Raw genomic sequence first — 17,886 nt, forward strand, 5'->3', positions numbered from 1 at the left:
TCAGGGATATCGACGCTTGTTCACCGTTCCCGGGGCGCGCGGTTTCGTCGCGGCCGGGCTGCTCGGCCGGTTCCCGATGTCGATGCTCGGGTTGAGCGTGGTGCTGATGGTGACCGCGCGCGGCGGATCGTTCTCGATGGCGGGCGGCGTGGTCGCCGCGCTGCTCGTCGGCCAGGCGATCACCGCACCGTGGATAGGCAGGCTCGCGGACCGGCTCGGGCAGGGACGCGTCCTGCGTGTGTGCGTGGCCGTGCATGTATTGGGGCTGCTGGGAATTCTGGCCAGCGGCACCTGGTGGACGGCGGTGCTGAGCGGGTTCTGCGCGGGGATCGCCTTCCCGCCCATCGGGTCCATGGTCCGGGCGCGGTGGGTGAGCGCGGTCGGCGGGACGAACATGCTGGAGACGGCGTTCTCGGTCGAAGCGGTCTCGGACGAGCTGGTGTTCGTGTTCGGCCCGCTGATCACGGTCGCCCTGTGCACGCTGGTCTCCCCGGAGGCCGGGTTGCTGTGCGTGCTGGTGTTCACGGTGATCGGCGGGATCGGGCTGGCGGCGCAGCGGAGCACCGAACCGGCCACGACGACGGCGAAGCCGGAACCGGTGATCACCAGGGACGGCATGCGCGCGCTCGTGCTGGCCTGCCTGGCACTGGGCACGATCGTCAGCTCGCTGGAGCTGGCGCTGGTCGCCGTCGCCACCGAGCGCGGCGGACCCTTCGCGGTGGGCGCGCTGGTCGCGCTCCTCGCCGCCGGAAGCCTGGTTTCCGGTGTGCTGTACGGAATTCTCGGCTGGCAGGCGCCCGTGCACCGGCGGTTCGTGATCGCGGTGGCGGCGATGTTCGTGGGAGTCCTGCCGATGCCGTTGCTGAACGGTCTGACGGTGCTGGGCGTGCTGGTGTTCTTCGTCGGCTTCACGTTGTCGCCCGCGCTGATCGCCTGCTACCAGCTGGTCGAACTGATGGTGCCAGCCCGCGCGCTCACCGAGGGCTTCGCGTGGTTGCAGACCGCGCTCGGCGCGGGCATGGCGATCGGCGCCGCGGTGACCGGCCAGATCGTCGATCTTGCGGGTGGACAACGTGCGTTCCTGGTCCCCGTGCTGGCCGGAGTCGCCGCGACAGCGGCGGTCGGCCTCGCGTACGGGGCACTGGGCCGGTGCAGTGAGGAGCGACATGTCGAGCAGCCCTAGCGAGATCCTGGACACCGACATCGCGATCGTCGGCATGTCGGGCAGTTTCCCCGGCGCGGCCGACGTGCCAGCGCTGTGGGCGAACCTGCGGGCGGGGGTGGAGGGCATCACCCGCTTCACCGCGGACGAGCTGCGCGCGGCCGGGGTGCCCGAGGAGTCCATCGCCGATCCGCGTTACGTGCGCGCGGGGGCGGTGCTGGACGGCATCGACCTCTTCGACGCGGAGTTCTTCGGCTACCCGCCGCGGCAGGCGCAGATCCTCGACCCGCAGCAGCGGTTGTTCCTGGAGCACTGCTGGCGGGCGCTGGAGGACAGCGGGCACGACCCCGCGCGGTTCCCAGGCGAGGCGGGGGTTTTCGGCGGGTGCGCGCTGAGCGGCTACCTGCTCAACAACCTGCTGCCGGACCGGCGGCTGGTGGAGACGGTCGGGGACCTGGCGCTGGGACTGGCCAACGACAAGGACTCGCTGGCCACCAGGGTCGCGCACGCGCTCGGCCTGTCCGGGCCGAGCTACACGGTGCAGAGCTACTGCTCGACGTCGCTGGTCGCGGTGTGCGCGGCGGCGACCAGCCTGAGCAGCGGGGAATGCGATCTCGCGCTCGCGGGCGGGGTCGCGGTGTCCGTGCCGCACCGGGTCGGCTACCGCTACGAGGAAGCGGGGATGACCTCGCCGGACGGGCGGTGCCGGGCCTTCGACGCCGAGGCCATGGGAACGCCGGTGGGCAGCGGGGTCGCGGTCATCGCCCTGCGCAGGCTGGGTGACGCGCTGGCCGACGGCGACCAGGTCTACGCGGTGATCAAGGGCTGGGCGATCACCAACGACGCCGGGCACACGCCCGGGTTCACCGCACCCGGCGTCCGGGGACAGGCCGCGGTGGTCGCGGAAGCGTTGGCCAGCGCGGGTTTCACCCCTGCCGACATCGACTACGTGGAAGCCCACGGAACCGGCACGGCGCTCGGGGATGCGGCCGAACTCGCCGCGCTGCAACGGGTTTTCCGCGGTGAGCGCTGCGTCATCGGCTCGGTCAAGACCAACGTGGGGCACCTGGACCGCGCGGCCGGGGCGACGGGCCTGATCAAGACGGCCCTGGCTCTGCGCAACGAGGAACTGCCCGCGACGCTGAACTTCCGAACACCCAGCCCGCACCTCGGCGACGGACTGGAAGTGGTCGCCGAACTCCGCCCGTGGCCGCGTCAGGACCGGCCGCGCCGCGCCGGAGTCAGCTCGTTCGGCATCGGTGGCACGAACGCCCACGTGGTGCTGGAAGAAGCACCTCTGCCGTCACCGAAGGAATCCACGCGCCGTCATCACGCGCTGCTGCTGTCCGCACGCTCGGAGATCGCCGCAGACGAAGCCGTTGCCAACCTGCGCGCACACCTCGATGACGCGCAGGACCTCGGGGACGTCGCGTTCACGCTGAGCACCGGCCGTGCGCGGTTCGAGCACCGACGAGCGATCCTGTCGTCCACTGTGGACGAAGTGCTGGCGGGCGAAGGAAACGTGGACGACCGGCCGGTCGGGTTCCTGATCGCCGGAGTCGGCGAGCACTTCCCCGGGATGGCGGCGGGCCTCTACCAGACGGAGCCGGAGTTCCGCCGGGTGGTCGACGAGTGCCGTGCGGTGCTGCGCGAGCTGACCGGTGACGACCCAGTCCAGGAGTTGATCACGCCGGGCGAGCGGGGTGGCGGCGAGCTGGCGCGGCTCCTCGGGCGCACGGACACCGAAGCGTCCGGCATGGTGCATCCGGCGCTGTTCACGGTGGAGTTCGGGCTGGCGCGGCTGCTGATGTCGTGGGGCCTGGAACCCAAGGCGCTGGCCGGGTACAGCCTCGGTGAGTACGTCGCGGCGTGCCTGGCCGGTGTGATGACGCTGCGCGACGCGTTGGCCGTGGTCGTCCGGCGGGCCGAGCTGGTCTCCGGGCTGCCCGCGGGCGCGATGCTCGCGGTCCCGCTGGGCGAGCGGGAAGCGGCCGACCGCCTGAGCGCGGGCCTGGACATCGCGGCGGTGAACGGCCCTGAGCTGACCGTGCTGGCCGGACCCGAGGACGCGATCGCGGAGCTGGCGCGGCTGATGACCGAGGAACAGTTGCCGTGCCGGAAACTCGACGTCGGGCACGCGTTCCACTCCCGCATGCTTGAGCCGATCCGTGACGAGTTCGTGGCTTGGTTGCGCGAAAACGTGGAACTGCGGGCTCCCGAGATCGAGCTGATGTCCAATGTGACCGGTCGGCCGATGACGGCGGAGCAGGCGTGCGATCCCGAGTACTGGGGCGAACACCTGTGCTCGGCGGTCCGCTTCCACGACCAGATCGGCGGCCTGCTCGGCCACGAGGACATGGCCCTGGTGGAGATCGGCCCGGGGCAGTCGCTCGGCGCGATGGTGCGCAGCCATCCGGACTGCCCGCGTTCGCGCTGGCCGCTGATGATCCCGACGCTGCCCTCGGCCGCCGATCGCCGCGAGGACGATGCCGTGCTGGCCGAGGCGGTCGCCCGGCTGTGGCTCGTCGGTGCGACGCTCGACTGGGACGCCTACTACGAAGGGCAGCACCCGCGACGCGTCAGCCTGCCGACCTATCCCTTCCAGCGGCAGCGCTACTGGGTCGAGCGGTCCACTGTGGACAAAGCAGCGGACAAAGCAGCGGACAAACCAGTGGTCGAGCCGGTGGACGATGTGGAGCTGCTGGCACCGAGCTGGCGGCCGGAGTCGTTGACCGGCGAGCGCGACCTCGGGCAGTGCGTGGTGTTCGCGGATTCCCAGGGCGTCGCGGACGCTCTCGGAATCGATGCTGTCGTTGTCCGCAGGGGGGAAGCCTTCGCGAAGACCGCGGACGGCTTCACGATTCGACCTGAAGAGCCTGAGGACTACGCGAAACTCGTTGCCGCGCTCGACAAGAACGTCAGCGTTGCCCACCTGTGGGCGCTCGACGGCGGGAATGAGTTCCTCGGGTTGGGTCGGCTGGCCGCCGCGCTCGGCGGCGCGTGCGACTCGGCCACGGTGATCGTCGCTACCCGGCGTGCTCAGCACGTGCTCGACACCGACGTGCCCGATCCGGTGCAGGCGATGCTCGCGCCGTTGTGCGTGGTCACCGGGCAGGAGTACCCGAACCTGGTGTTCCGCCCGGTCGACCTGGACGGCACGTCGGATGCCCAGAACATCGTCAACGAGCTGCGCGGCAAGGCTTCGCGGCTCGGAGTGTCCTATAGGGACGGTCAGCGCCGCGTGCCGGACTACACGGCCGCGACGGGTGGGACACCGCCGCTGGAGGTCCGTGCGGGCGGCACCTACTTGATCACAGGCGGGCTCGGCGAGGTCGGCAAGCTGCTCGCGGCGCACCTGACCCGCCGCGGCGCCGGGCGCGTCGTGCTGACCAGCAGGTCCGGTCGTCGAGACGAAACCCTTGGTGCGCAAGTGGAAGTGGTTGCGGCCGACGTCACCGACGTCGACCGCATGCGCGAGGTCGTGGCCGGGCTGGACCGGCTCGACGGCGTGCTGCACCTGGCGGCAGTGACCGAGCCGTCGACCTTCCGGGGCCTGGGCGAACTGGAACCGGACCTGCTCGCCGCGCAGTTCGCCCCGAAGGTCGACGGAACCCTCGCACTGGAGCAGGTGCTCGCCCAGCGCTCGCCCGACTTCTGCCTGCTCTTCTCCTCCATGTCGGCGGTGCTCGGCGGCATCGGGTTCGCCGGGTACGCTGCGGCGAACGCCTTCCTGGACGCGGTCGCGCACCGCAACCCGGGCTGGATCAGCGTCAACTGGGACACGTGGTCGGTGACGCTGGACAAGCTCGGCGACGGCGTCGGCGCGGAGATGATCGCGAACTCGATGTCGGAGGAGCGGGCCCTCGACGCCTTCGACCGGGTGCTGGCCCAACCACGGCCCAGGCTGCTCGCGACTGCCGGGGACCTGTCCGCGCGGCTGGAGAGCTGGGTGAGCACACCCGCGGTGACGGCCGTGCCGATCCCCAGTGAGCGCTTCCCCCGTCCCGCGATCGCCCAGGCGTACGTCCCGCCGACCGGCGCGACCGAAACCAGGCTGGCCGAGCTCTGGCAGGACATGCTCGGGCTCGACCGCGTCGGCGTGAACGACAACTTCTTCGACCTCGGCGGTACGTCGATGCTCGGGTTGCAGCTGCTGTCGTTGGTGCGCAAGGAGTTCGGCGTCGCGGTCCCGTCGGTGACGCTGTTCGAGGCGCCCACCGTGCACACGGTGGCCGCCTTCCTGGGCGGCGGCGAGGAAAAGCCGGAGGAAGCCCCCAAGGCGGTCGTCGCAGCGCCCAGTGACGCGATCGCGATCGTCGGCATGGCGGGCCGGTTCCCCGGCGCCGCAAACGTTGACGAGTTCTGGGCCAACCTCACCGCGGGCGTGGAGTCGATCAGCTTCTTCAGCGATGAGGAACTGCTCGCCTCCGGCGTCGACCCGAGTGCTTTCGGTGCCCCGAACTACGTCCGCGCCCGGCCGGTGCTGGCCGACGTGCGCGGGTTCGACGCGGCGTTCTTCGGGTTCAGCCCGCGCGCCGCGGCGCTGACCGACCCGCAGCAGCGGATCTTCATGGAGTGCTGCTGGGAAGCGTTGGAGCACGGCGGTTACGGCTCGCCGGAGCACCGCGACCGCGTCGGTGTCTTCGGCGGCACCAACATCAGCACCTACCTGCTGGGGCTGCACGAGCAGTTGCGCGCCGAGGCCGACGACTTCAACGACTACGAGATGGTGATCGGCAACGACAAGGACGCGCTCACCACCGCGGTCTCCTACAACTTCGACCTCGACGGGCCGAGCGTGGCGGTGCAGACGTTCTGCTCGACCTCGTTGGTCGCGGTGCACATGGCGTGCCAGAGCCTGCGGCGCGGCGAATGCGAACTGGCGCTCGCCGGTGGTGTCTCCGTCCGCGTTCCCGACAAGGTCGGCCACCACTACCAACCCGGTGGGATGGAGTCGCCGGACGGGCACGTGCGGACCTTCGACGCCGACGCCCACGGCAGCATGTTCGGCGACGGCGCGGCGGTACTGCTGCTCAAACCGCTGAGCGCCGCGCAGGCCGACGGCGATCACGTGTGGGCGGTGATCCGCGGCTCGGCCATGAACAACGACGGCGCGCGCAAGGTCGGCTACACCGCGCCCAGTGTCGCCGGGCAGGCCCGGGTGGTCGTCGACGCCATGGCCGACGCGGGGGTCAAGGCGTCCGACGTCTCCTACATCGAGGCGCACGGCACCGCGACCGAGCTCGGCGACCCGATCGAGATCGCCGCGCTGACAAGGGCTTTCGGCGATGCGGCCGGAAAGCAGTACTGCGCGGTCGGTTCGGTGAAGACCAACGTCGGCCACCTCGACCGGGCCGCGGGTGCCACCGGGCTGATCAAGACGGCGTTGTCGTTGTGGCACGGAGTGTTGCCGCCGACGCTGCACTACAAGGCGCCCAACCCGGAGATCGACTTCGCGGAGTCGCCGTTCTACGTCAACGCGGACCTGAACCCGTTGCCCCGCCGGGATCGTCCGCACGTGGCCGGGGTCAACTCACTGGGCATGGGCGGCACCAACGTGCACGTCGTCGTCGAGCAGGCGCCCCGTCTCGACGTGGGTGACAGCACGCGCCGCTACCAGGTGCTCGGGCTGTCCGCGCGCACCGCCACCGCTGCCGACGAGGCATCTCGCAGGCTGAAGGCGTACCTCGGCGCGCGGCCCGAGACCCCGCTGGCCGATGTCGCGTACACGCTCCAGGTGGGCCGCGCGACCTTCGAACACCGGCGCGCGATGATCACTTCGTCCACACTGTCCACAGTAGACGCTGTGCCGGTGCTGGAGCGGGTCGACCCCGTGCGCCGCAGGCCGGTCGCGTTCCTGCTCGGCGGGGTCGGCGAGCAGTACCCCGGCCTGGTCAGCGAACTCTACGAGCGCGAGCCGGAGTTCCGCGCCACGCTCGACGAGGCCGCGGCGATCGTGCACGAGCTGACGGGCACCGATCCGCTTCCCCTGTTGACGGGCGGGCGTTCGGCAGCAGGCAGCAGCCTCGCCGCCGCGCTCGGCCGAGCTTCGGACGCCGACCCCCGCTCGGCGGACCTCGCCCGCACGGAGATCCTCCAGCCCGCGGTGTTCATCGCGGAGTACGCGATCGCGTCCACGCTGATGTCCTGGGGTGTGCGCCCGGAGATCATGCTCGGTTACAGCCTCGGTGAGTACGTGGCGGCCTGCCTGTCCGGAGTGCTCTCGCTGCGCGACGCCCTGCGCCTGGTTTCCCACCGTGCCAAGCTGATCTCGGCTTTGCCCGAGGGTTCCATGCTGGCCGTTGGCCGCGCGCGCGAGGAGCTGGGAGAGCTGCCGTCCGATGTGGACTTGGCGGCGGTCAACGGTCCGCAGCTGTGCGTGCTCGCCGGGCCGACCGACGCGATCGGACGCCTGCGCGCGGAGTTGCTGAAAGCCGAGGTGCCGCACCGCGAACTGGAGACCACGCACGCTTTCCACTCGCGCATGTTGGCTCCGGTGGCTGAAGAACTGACCGCTTGGGTCGCGGCGAACATCACGATCAACCCGCCGCGGCTGCCGTACCTGTCCAACCTCACCGGCGAGCCGGTCACCGCCGAGCAGATCGCCGATCCCGGTTACTGGGCGCGGCACATGTGCGAGCCGGTGCTCTTCGCGCAGGGCGTGCACACGCTGCTCACCAACCCCGACATCGCCTTGGCGGAGGTCGGTCCTGGTCAGTCGCTCGGCGCGTTGGTGCGCAGTCACCCCGACTGCCCGCCGGAGCGCTGGTCGCTGGTGTCGGCGACCCTCCCGGGCGCGGCCGACCCGCGCCCCGACGACGAGGTCCTGACGGACGCGCTGGCCCGCCTGTGGCTGGCAGGCGTTCCGGTGGACTGGGTCGCCTACCACGGCCGCAAGGACGCGCGCCCCGGAGTGCGGCCGTCGCGGCGGGTGCCGCTGCCGACCTATCCGTTCGAACGGCAGGAACACTGGATCGAGGCCAAGGCGCCGCAGGTCGACGCGGGCACGGCCCTGTCCGCACTGCCAAGGCTCGCCGAGGAGGACTGGCTCCACTTGCCGGTCTGGCAACAGACCCCGTTCGCGTCGGGGGCCCTTGACCCGCGGGCGAAGTGGCTGGTGTTCACCGACGAAGACCCGCTTGCGGGGTCGAGCATGGGCACCGAAGACCCGGTTCCCGCACTCGGCGGGGGACAGGTCGTCGCGGTGCGGCCCGGTGGGCAGTTCGCGGTGGAGGACGAGGGATATCGCGTGCGGCCCGGCTCGCCGGAGGACATGGTCGCGCTGTTCCGGGAACTCCGCGACCGTGATCTCCTGCCCGACCGGGTGCTGCACCTGTGGTTGATGTCCAGTGAGCGGGACGCGATCGCGCGCGGCCTGAACACGCTGGCTTCGCTCGCGCGGGCTTCTGGCGAGGTCGGCAATGCCGAATGGACGCTCGACGTCGTGGTCACCGGCGCGCACCAGGTTCTCGGTGACGAGGACGTCCATCCCGCGGTGGCGACTGTGGTCGGTCCGTGCCGCGTGATCCCGTTGGAGTACGCGGGTGTGCGCGTCCGGCTGATCGACACCGACGGGGCCGCCGGGTTGCTTCGCGAGCTTGCCGCACCGCCCGCGGAGCCGGTTGTGGCTCTGCGGCGCGGAAAGCGGTGGGTCCGGGCGTTCCGGGGCATGCCGGGGGAGAAGGTCGAGAGCACGATCCGGGAACGGGGCGTCTACCTGATCACCGGCGGTCTCGGCGGGGTCGGCCTGGCGATGGCCGAACGCCTCGCCGAGGACCACCGCGCGCGACTGGTCCTGCTCGGCCGAACCGGGTTGCCGCCGGAGAGCGACTGGGATTCCGTCACCGACGCGGACGTGCGACGCAGGATCGACGGCGTCCGGATGCTGCGCGAACACGGCGCGGAGGTGGAGATCGTCGTTGGCGATGTGGCCTCCGAGTCCGCCGTCGAACGTGCGGTTTCTGTTGCCTACAAGCGTTTCGGTGCGTTGAACGGGGTGTTGCACGCGGCAGGGCTTCCTGGGATCGGTCTGATCCAGCTCCGGCATCCCGACTCCTTCGCCGACGTGCTCGCCCCGAAGGTCGCGGGCACGCTCGCGCTGGAGAAAGCCTTGCACGGAAAGGAAGTGGACTTCGTCGCGCTGTTCTCCTCGATCACCTCCGTCACCGGTGGCGGGCCGGGGCAGATCGACTACTGCGCGGCCAACGCCTTCCTGGACGCGTACGCGCACAACGCCGATCGCGTGGTGAGCATCGGCTGGGGTGAGTGGACGTGGAACGCGTGGGGCCACGGGCTGGACGGTTACGACACCGAGCTCCAGCAGTTCTTCCGCGCGCACCGCGCTCGCTTCGGCATCGAGTTCGACCAGGGGTGGCGATCGCTGCTGCGAGCACTGGCCTCCGGTGAGAACCACGTGATCGTGTCCACACAGGACTTCTCCGCGGTGACCGAGCTCAGTGATCAGTTCACTGTGGACAGTGTGCGACCCGATCAGGGCACCGCGATCGGCAAGCACGCGCGGCCCGACCTGGCGACCGCCTACGCCGCGCCGAACACGCCGACCGAGCACGCGATCGCCGAGATCTGGGCGGCGGCACTGGGACTGGACCGGGTCGGCGTGCTGGACAGCTTCTTCGAGCTGGGCGGTAACTCGCTGATCGGCGTGGACGTGATCGCCCGGATTCGCGGCGCGGTCGGGGTCGCGGAGCTGCCGCCGCACGTGCTCTACGAGGCACCCACGGTGCGTGCGCTCGCGGCGTCCGTCGACGGCGGTCCGGCCGACAGCGCGGACGAGACCGAGGAACGCAGGAAACGGGCGCAGCGCAAGCGGGGCGCCGTGCGGAGGGGGAGAACCTCATGAGCGAGCGCGATCCCGATTCCCTGGTGGCGATCGTCGGCATGGCGGGCCGGTTCCCCGGTGCCCGCGGCGTCGACGAGCTGTGGGCCAACCTCATGGCCGGGCGACCCGGGCTGCGCCGGGCGGCCGGTGAGCACGAAGAGGGCTTCGTCCCGGTGTCCGGGCGCGTCGAGGGCATCGCCGAGTTCGACGCGGGTTTCTTCGGGCTCACCCCGCGCGAGGCCGAGATCACCGACCCGCAGCAGCGGCTGTTCCTGGAGTGCTGCTGGGAAGCGCTGGAGGTCTCCGGGCACGATCCGGCGACGACCGCGGGCCAGATCGGGGTGTTCGGTGGCTCGGGATATCCCGACTACCTGGACCGCTACCTGCTCACCCGGCCCGACCTGGTGGCGTCGGTGTCCAAAATGGAGTTCGGTGCGGGGAACGACCGGGATGCCTTGTGCACCATGGTCTCCTACCGCCTGAACCTGCGCGGGCCCAGCGTGAGCGTGCAGTCGTTCTGCTCCAGTTCGCTGGTCGCGGTGCACATGGCCGCACAGAGCCTGCTCGGTTTCGAGAGCGATATCGCGTTGGCGGGAGGCGTTGCGCTCGATCCCGCGCAGCCGGAGGGATACCAGTACCACGAGGGCGGGATTGCTTCGCCGGACGGCGTTGTGCGCACCTTCGACGCCGAAGCGTCCGGGACTGTGCTGGGCGACGGGGTCGGCGTGGTGGCGCTGAAGCGGTTGGCTGACGCGCAGCGCGACGGTAATGAGATCCACGCGGTGATCCTCGGCTCCGCGATGAACAACGACGGCCGCGCGAAGGTCGGGTACGCGGCGCCGGGAACGGACGGTCAGTCCGCGGTCATCCAGGATGCCTTGCTGGTGGCGGATGTTCCTCCGAGCACCATCGGTTACGTCGAGTGCCACGCGGCGGGAACCACGCTCGGGGACTCGGTCGAGCTGACCGCACTGGAGCGGGCGTTCTCGGCGCTGGACGAGTCGGGTGAGGTCTGCGTTGTCAGCTCGTTGAAACCGAGCATCGGGCACCTCGACCGGGCGTCCGGGGTCACCGGGCTGATCCGGGCGGCTCTGGCGTTGCGGCACGGGATTCTGCCGGAGACCCCGAATTTCCGCACGCCGAATTCGGCTCTGGGCAAGCGATTCGAAGTCCTGACGGAGAACAAGCCGTGGCCATCGAATCCGTGGCCTCGGCGCGCTGGGGTCAGCTCTTTCGGACTCGGCGGGACCAACGCGCACGTCGTCCTGGAGGAAGCTCCTGCGCCGTCGCCACGTCCTGCTTCGTCGGGACCACAGCTGATCACCCTGTCCGCCAAGGACCCTGTGGCTTTGGCGGAGGCTTCGGAGCAGCTTCGCGCTTATGTCGCCGCGAATCCTTCGCTTGATCTCGCCGACGTGGCGTTCACCTTGCAGCAGTCTCGGTCTGGTCATGCCGTGCGGCGCGCTGTCGTGTGTTCGAGCCTCGACGCGTTGGACGGGCCTGTTCACACCGTCTCATCTCCTGATCCGTTGGTGCGGATCGATTTGCCCGCGCCGGACTCCGTGCCCGCGTCCGCGTGGTCGGCGCTGGCCTCGGCGATGAATGTCGACGCGTCGGAACCAGCTGAGATCCAGCAGGCGTTGCGGCGGCTGTTGCTCGATTCGGGTTTGCGGGAAGGGGAAGGCGCGCTCTCGCTTGTGCTCGCGCCGGATGCGGACGACCCGGTCGGCTGGTGGTGGGCACAGCTCGGCAGGTTGTGGGAGCAGGGCGTTCAGTGGGACTGGCCTGCCTTCCACGACGGTCATCGGCGGCGCGTTTCCTTGCCCACGTATCCGTTCCAGCGGCACCGTCATTGGGCAGAGCCGGAAGGGAAGACCAAGCGTGCGGACATCGCCGACTGGTTCTACGTTCCGGGTGCGCGACAGCATCCCTTGCTGGTCACCGATCTCGACGCTCGCTTGCGCGCGGCGGGGCCTTGGTTGGTGGTGTCCGACAATCCGGTGCTCGATGAAGCTGTGACCCAGCTGCGCGCGGTCGGCGCTTCAGTGACCGTCGCCCGGCCCGGCGACGACCTTGCCGGGGTCGCGCCGCGTACGGTGCTGCACGGCTGGACGGCGGAATCCGGGTTTCACGGAGCGCTGGATACCCTTGCGGCGCTTGTGAAAGGGCCGTCCGGTCCGGTCGACCTGCTGCTCGTCACCTCCGGTGCTGTCGGCATCACGCCCGCTGATCTCACCAATCCCGCCGGGGCGACGATGAGCGGTCTGGCGCCCGTGATCAGCCAGGAGAATCCCGAGATCACCTGTCGGCACGTCGACATCGACGGCTTCGGCCCGGCGCCCGAACTGGCGCGACGGCTGCTCGCAGAGGCGTGCGCGGGCAGTGGTGGGCCGGTCATCCTGCGCGGCGGCGAGCGCTGGGTTCGCGACTACACCGCCCTGCCTGTCCCGCCTTCGCCGAGCGACCGCCATCCGGTGCCGGAAGGCGGCGTCGTGCTGATCACCGGTGGGCTCGGCGATGTTGGGCTCGCGCTCGCCGATCACCTCGCGCGCACGCGGCGGGCCAGGCTCGTGCTCACCGCGCGCACCGAACTACCGCCGCGTGACACGTGGTCGAGCCGGGCGGATGGCGATGACCGGGTGGCGCGGCACATCCGCAACATCCTGGCGCTGGAGGAACGCGGTGCCCAGGTGCTCGCCGCCTCCGCCGACGTCGCCGACGCCGCGCGCATGTTCGAGGTCATCGCCGAGGCGCAGCGGTGGTTCGGTGAACTCGACCTCGTCGTGCACGCCGCCGGGGCTTCGGACGCGTCGTACTTCGCCCTGGCCCACGAGACCGAGCGCGCCCAGGCCGCCGCCCACTTCCGGTCCAAAGTGGACGGACTGCTCGCGCTCCGCGAAGTCGTTCCCGCGCAGACACCCGTCGTCGCGGTCTCCTCGCTGTCGGCGATGCTCGGCGGCCTCGCCTTCGCCGGTTACGCCGCTGCCAACGCCGCCCTCGACGCCTACTGCCGCCAGGCCCGCGCGTCCGGGCTACCGTGGTTCGCCATCAACTCCGATGGCTGGCAGATCCGTTCCGAGGAACACTTCATGCCCGGCGACACCATCGCCAGCTACGGCATGTCCGTCGCCGAGGGCAACGCCGTCTTCGACCGCCTCCTCCCACTCATGGGAGAAGTCGGCCAAGTCGTCGTGTCCAGCGGCGACCTCCACGCCCGCCTCTCGGACTGGGCGCCCGCCACCGCCCGTCCCCGCCCCGTCGCCGCGCGGCACCCACGCCCTCCGCTGACTACCCCGTACGTGGCGCCCGCCGGGGAGATGGAGAGTCGCGTCGCGGCGTTGTGGGAAGAGGTGCTCGGCATCTCAGGGGTGGGCGTCGACGACGATTTCTTCGAGCTGGGCGGGCATTCGCTGGTCGCGGTGCGGTTGATCGGGTTGTTGCGGGAGACGGTGGGGGACGCCGTGCCGATCACCGCGTTGGCGGTGTACCCGACTGTGCGGCGTTTGGTGGCCGGGCTGTCGGCTTGAGCTTACGGGGCTGGGCTTCCAGCGTTCGCGGGCTGGGCTTCCAGCGGAGTCGGCTGGGACTTCCAGCGGGGCTGGGCTTCCAGCCCACGCCGGTACCAGCGTGGGGTCGGCTTGACCTGGGGCCCCTTGCGCGTGCCCTTGGGCCTTTCAGGGGCACGGGATGAAACCCCGGCCCTCGCGATGAGCGTATGGCACGCGCTCCCCAGGTAAAGCCGACTGTTTCGTGTGCGGCCTGCGGCGGGGTGGCGCCTGGGTTTTTCCTTGTGGCACAACGGATTTGTGACTGTCAGAGAACACGATATAATGGAGGTATCCATCGAGGGGAGGTGTGATCATGTTGGATACCAAGGCAATCAAGGATCTACTCGCCGCGCAGCTGGCGGCCAACGACTCGTATCAGTTGTCCGAGAACGATCATCTAGAGTTCCTGTCGGAGTTGGAGACGATCGGCAGACTGCTGACCGCCGTGAAGACCGACGCCAATACTCAGGCTGATGAGCGTGTGCTGCACTCCACGTACAGGTGTAAGGACCTGTCGATGTTGTTGTGTAACAAGCTGAAGATCCATCCGGGTGAGGCCAAGCGGCGAACGCGGTTGGTGCGGGAGTTGCCGGGACTGCCCCACACCCGGGAGGCGATGTATGCCGGGGAGATCAGTGGTGAACACGCGCTGGTGATCTCCGATGCCATCAAGCGTCTGCCTGCGGAGCATGTGGAGGGTGCGGAGCGGGTGTTGGCGGATGTGGCGCCGACGTTGGACCCGGAGTTCCTGAAGCGCGCGGGGAAGTATGTGCGGACGGTGGTTGACCCTGATGGTGTCTATCGGGATGAGCGGGAGGCGGTGGAGCGGCGTGCGGCGCGGATGTCCCGTGGCAAGGACGGGAGCGTGCGCCTCAGTGCCACGATGGGTCCGCTCGAGGGTGAGAAGGTCTCCACCTTCCTGCTCGGGATGGCCAAACCCCGGTCCGTGGACGGGGAGAAAGACCCGCGTACCTTCGAGCAGCGGTTGGCCGATGCCTTCATTGAGGCGATGACGATCGCTATGGCCCACCATGACATCCCGGGCTTGCCCCGCTCGCTGCTGGTCATGACGATGAACGCGGACAACCTCAAGGACAAGACCGGGTGCGCCCGAACCGACACTGGACAGCCGGTGTCCCCGGACCTGGCCCAGCATGTCGCCTGTGATGCCGATATCGCTGAGGTCGTGCTCGGGGAGAAGGGTGAACCCCTGGCCTACGGGCGCGGACGACGACTCGCCTCACTCGCTCAGCGGAGGGCGTTGGCGGTGCGGGACAAGGGATGTGCCTTCCCCGGATGTGACCGGCCTCCTTCGTGGACAGAAGCTCACCATGTGGTGCATTGGATCGACGGAGGACCGACCGATCTCGACAACCTCGTGCTCCTGTGCGTGTACCACCATCACGTGATCCACGCACAAGAGTGGGTGATCATCTTCGAGCATGGGATACCGGCGTTCATCCCGCCGAAGTGGATCGACCCTGATCAGGTGCCGTTGCGGAACATCAGGGTGGACTGCCCATTGGTGCTGTAGCCCCGGGACGTCCACAGTGGACGGACGTCCCGGAAGCCACGCAGGAACGTGACGGTTCCAGCGTGGTGCAGGCGCGGGCTGAAAAGGTAAGGGGCACAAGGGAACCGAGGCTTTACCTGGGGTGCGCGTGCCATACGCTTCCCGCGAGGGCCCCAGGTCAAGCCGACCCCACGCCGGAAGTCAAGCGCGAGAGGAGATCGGGATGATCGGCGAGCTCGGCGCGCATGGCTCGGCGGATCGGCTCGGCCAGGGCGGTGGTGTCCACGGTGTTCCAGTCCAGCGGGCCGAGCGGAGGCTCGGGGTCGTACTCGATCGCGAGCTGGACGTGCCGCGCGACCTCGGGCCCGGCGAAGCGCTCGGCCAGGTGCAGCGCGAGGTCGATGCCCGCGGACACGCCGGCGGCGGTGATCACGTTGCCGTCCTCGACCCACCGCTCGGCGACGGGGATCGCGCCGAACGCCGCCAGGGTGTCCCGGACGGCCCAGTGGCTGGTGGCCCTGCGGCCCTCCAACAACCCGGCGGCGCCGAGGATCAGGGAGCCGGTGCACACGGACGCGGCGTGCTCGGCGCCGCGGACGTAGTCGAGCAGCGCGTGGTTCGCGAGCTGGCGGTAGGTGCCGAGGCCACCCGGGACCACGACGGTGTGCGGACGGGGCACGTCCTCGAAGGTGTCGCTCGCGGTGAGGAGCAGCGGAAGGTCGGTGCGCGTGGAGCCGATGCGCTCACTGACGACGACGGTCCGGTACTCGGGCGCGAAAGCGCTCAGCGTCGTGAGCGTCTGGAGCGGCCCCACGAGGTCGAGCGGAGTGAGGCCGGGGTAGAGGACGAAGGCGACGATCTTGGTCATGGGACGAGCCTGACAAGCCGGGGGCCGTGTGCGAGGGGCGATGTCCGGAGCCCTGCGATCCTGGGCCGAAACTGTGCGGTGTGGAAGCTGACAACGCGAGGCGGGTGCTCGTCGTCGCCTACGAAGGCGCGGAGTTGCTGGACATCGCCTGCCCCACGGACGTGCTCGACGCAGCGAACCGGCTCGGGGCGCGGCCGGGGTACCGGATCGAACTGGCGACGCTGGGCGGAGCGGCGGTGCGGTGTTCCTCCGGGCTGGTGCTGACCGCGCAGCAGCGGCTGGAGCTGGTGACCGGGTCGCTCGACACGGTGATCGTGATCGGCGGCTGGGGCCACGAGAACGCGGCGGCCGACCATCGGATGACCACGCACCTGCGCAGGCTCGCCGCGTGCAGCCGCCGCGTGGCGTCGGTGTGCACCGGGGCGTTCGTGCTCGCCGCCGCGGGACTGCTGAACGGCCGTCGCGCCACGACGCACTGGGCGTTCGCGGAACGGCTCGCGGAGACCTATCCCGCCGTGCACGTCGACGCCGGGCCGATCTTCGTCCGCGAAGGCGAGGTCTACACGGCGGCCGGGGTCACCAGCGGACTGGACCTGGCGCTGTCCTTCGTCACCGACGACCACGGGCCGGAGCTGGCGCGCGCGGTCGCCCGATCCCTCATCGCCTACCTGCAACGGCCGGGCGACCAGGACCAGGTCAGCATGTTCCTCACCGCCCCGACACCGGAGAAGGACCTGGTGCGGTCGGTCACCGCCTACGTCGAGGCCAACCCGGCCGAAGACCTCGGAGTCGCCGCGCTCGCCAAGCGCTTCGGCCACAGCGCGCGCCACCTGACCCGGCTGTTCTCCGAACACCTCGACACGAGCCCGAGCCGCTACGTGCGGACGGTGCGGTCGGAACTGGCGTGCAGGCTGCTCGTCGGCACCGGACTGCCGTTGGCGGCGGTGGCGCGCAGGTGCGGGTTCGGCTCGACGGAGACGCTGCGGAAAACCTTCGTCGACCAGTACGGCACCTCGCCGTCGGCCTATCGGAAACTGCGGGCCTGAAGCGCCTCGTCGACGGAGTGGAACAGCGCCAGCTCGCGGTCGAGCCCGGTGATCTCGATCGGCCTGATCACCGCGTGGTTGCCGTCGACGACGATGCGCAGCGAAGCCCGGCGCGCCCGCGCGCGGACGGTCGCGTCGAGCAACGCGGTGAGCCCGGCGGAACCGAGGAACGTCACCTCGGTCAGGTCCACGACGCAGACCTCGTCACGGCACGCGGTGACCGCCTCGTGCAGCGACGGAGCGGTGTCCAGGTCGATCTCCCCGCCGATCGTGAGCACCGCGGCGCCCCCGATCTGGCTCCGCGAGACCTCCAACCCGATGACACCGCGCACGCGGGCCTCCTCAGCTCGAACGCGCCAGGTGCGGAGCCCGGCCCCGCACCCCCGGACGCCCCAGGTCGACCTCGGCCCACACCGTCTTCGCGTGCTCGCGCCGCGTCGCGCCCCAGGCCGAGGCGATCCGGTCGACCAGCAGCAGGCCGCGCCCACCGCTGTTGTCCGGCGGGCGGATCCGCGGCAGATCGAGCGAACCGTCGTCGACCTCGACCCGCAGCCGGTCGCGGCCCACCAGGCTGATGCGGCAGTTCCTGGGCGCCGCACCGTGCCGGTGGGAGTTGCTGACCAGCTCATCGACGACCTGCACGGCGTCCTCGACCGGAACCCCGGTCCCGCCCGCGAGCAGGCCCCGTACCTGGTCCCGGACCTCGCGCATGCTCATCGCGTCGAGATCGCAGGTGATGCTCGCCGAGATGTTCAGCGCGCCCAACGGTTGGGAGCACATAGGCAGACCACACCCTCGCTGTCCTTGTCACGTCCGCCAATCCGATACCCGGTGGCGCCGGACCGGAAACACTGACCACCATCAGGGCATTGCCAAGGGGTGAGGGCCGAATCCCGTAACACCGGTACTC

Annotated in this window: 8 protein-coding genes; 5 read left to right on the forward strand and 3 right to left on the reverse strand. The window is 70.0% G+C overall.

Annotated features, from left to right (window positions below; all coding sequences use genetic code 11):
• The first annotated feature begins 16 nt into the window (after positions 1-16).
• From NLX83_RS27870 to NLX83_RS27885, 4 genes are all read left to right on the forward strand, one after another.
• Entirely contained in the window at positions 17-1,183 is a 1,167-nt protein-coding gene (locus NLX83_RS27870; RefSeq protein WP_254238164.1) for an MFS transporter, read from the forward strand.
• The gene (locus NLX83_RS27875; RefSeq protein WP_254238165.1) at positions 1,167-10,022 is read left to right on the forward strand and encodes a type I polyketide synthase; all 8,856 of its coding nucleotides are present in this window, start codon (positions 1,167-1,169) and stop codon (positions 10,020-10,022) included. The genes NLX83_RS27870 and NLX83_RS27875 overlap by 17 nt, the downstream gene beginning before the upstream one ends.
• Positions 10,019-13,528, forward strand: coding sequence for an SDR family NAD(P)-dependent oxidoreductase (locus NLX83_RS27880; protein ID WP_254238166.1), 3,510 nt, complete (start codon positions 10,019-10,021; stop codon positions 13,526-13,528). Before NLX83_RS27875 ends, NLX83_RS27880 begins: the two co-directional genes overlap by 4 nt.
• Positions 13,529-13,862: 334 nt before the next feature.
• Positions 13,863-15,083 carry an HNH endonuclease signature motif containing protein gene (locus NLX83_RS27885; RefSeq protein ID WP_254238167.1) on the forward strand — a complete coding sequence of 407 codons (1,221 nt, stop codon included), beginning with the start codon at positions 13,863-13,865 and terminating at the stop codon, positions 15,081-15,083.
• Between the two features lie 157 nt (positions 15,084-15,240).
• On the opposite strand, the gene NLX83_RS27890 is transcribed toward NLX83_RS27885, so the two are convergent.
• Complete coding sequence (locus NLX83_RS27890; RefSeq protein ID WP_254238168.1) at positions 15,241-15,930, reverse strand: DJ-1/PfpI family protein; 690 nt, start codon at positions 15,928-15,930, stop codon at positions 15,241-15,243.
• Between the two features lie 80 nt (positions 15,931-16,010).
• Here NLX83_RS27890 and NLX83_RS27895 point away from each other — a divergent pair, with 80 nt between their 5' ends.
• Positions 16,011-16,976 carry a GlxA family transcriptional regulator gene (locus tag NLX83_RS27895; RefSeq protein WP_254238169.1) on the forward strand — a complete coding sequence of 322 codons (966 nt, stop codon included), beginning with the start codon at positions 16,011-16,013 and terminating at the stop codon, positions 16,974-16,976.
• Here NLX83_RS27895 and NLX83_RS27900 read toward each other — a convergent pair.
• The gene (locus tag NLX83_RS27900) at positions 16,955-17,308 is read right to left on the reverse strand and encodes an STAS domain-containing protein (RefSeq protein ID WP_254238170.1); all 354 of its coding nucleotides are present in this window, start codon (positions 17,306-17,308) and stop codon (positions 16,955-16,957) included. The genes NLX83_RS27895 and NLX83_RS27900 overlap by 22 nt on opposite strands.
• Positions 17,309-17,318: 10 nt before the next feature.
• Complete coding sequence (locus tag NLX83_RS27905) at positions 17,319-17,756, reverse strand: ATP-binding protein (protein WP_254238171.1); 438 nt, start codon at positions 17,754-17,756, stop codon at positions 17,319-17,321.
• Positions 17,757-17,886: the final 130 nt, after the last annotated feature.

Origin of the sequence: Allokutzneria sp. A3M-2-11 16 (assembly GCF_024213555.1) — a bacterium.
GTDB lineage: Bacteria > Actinomycetota > Actinomycetes > Mycobacteriales > Pseudonocardiaceae > Allokutzneria.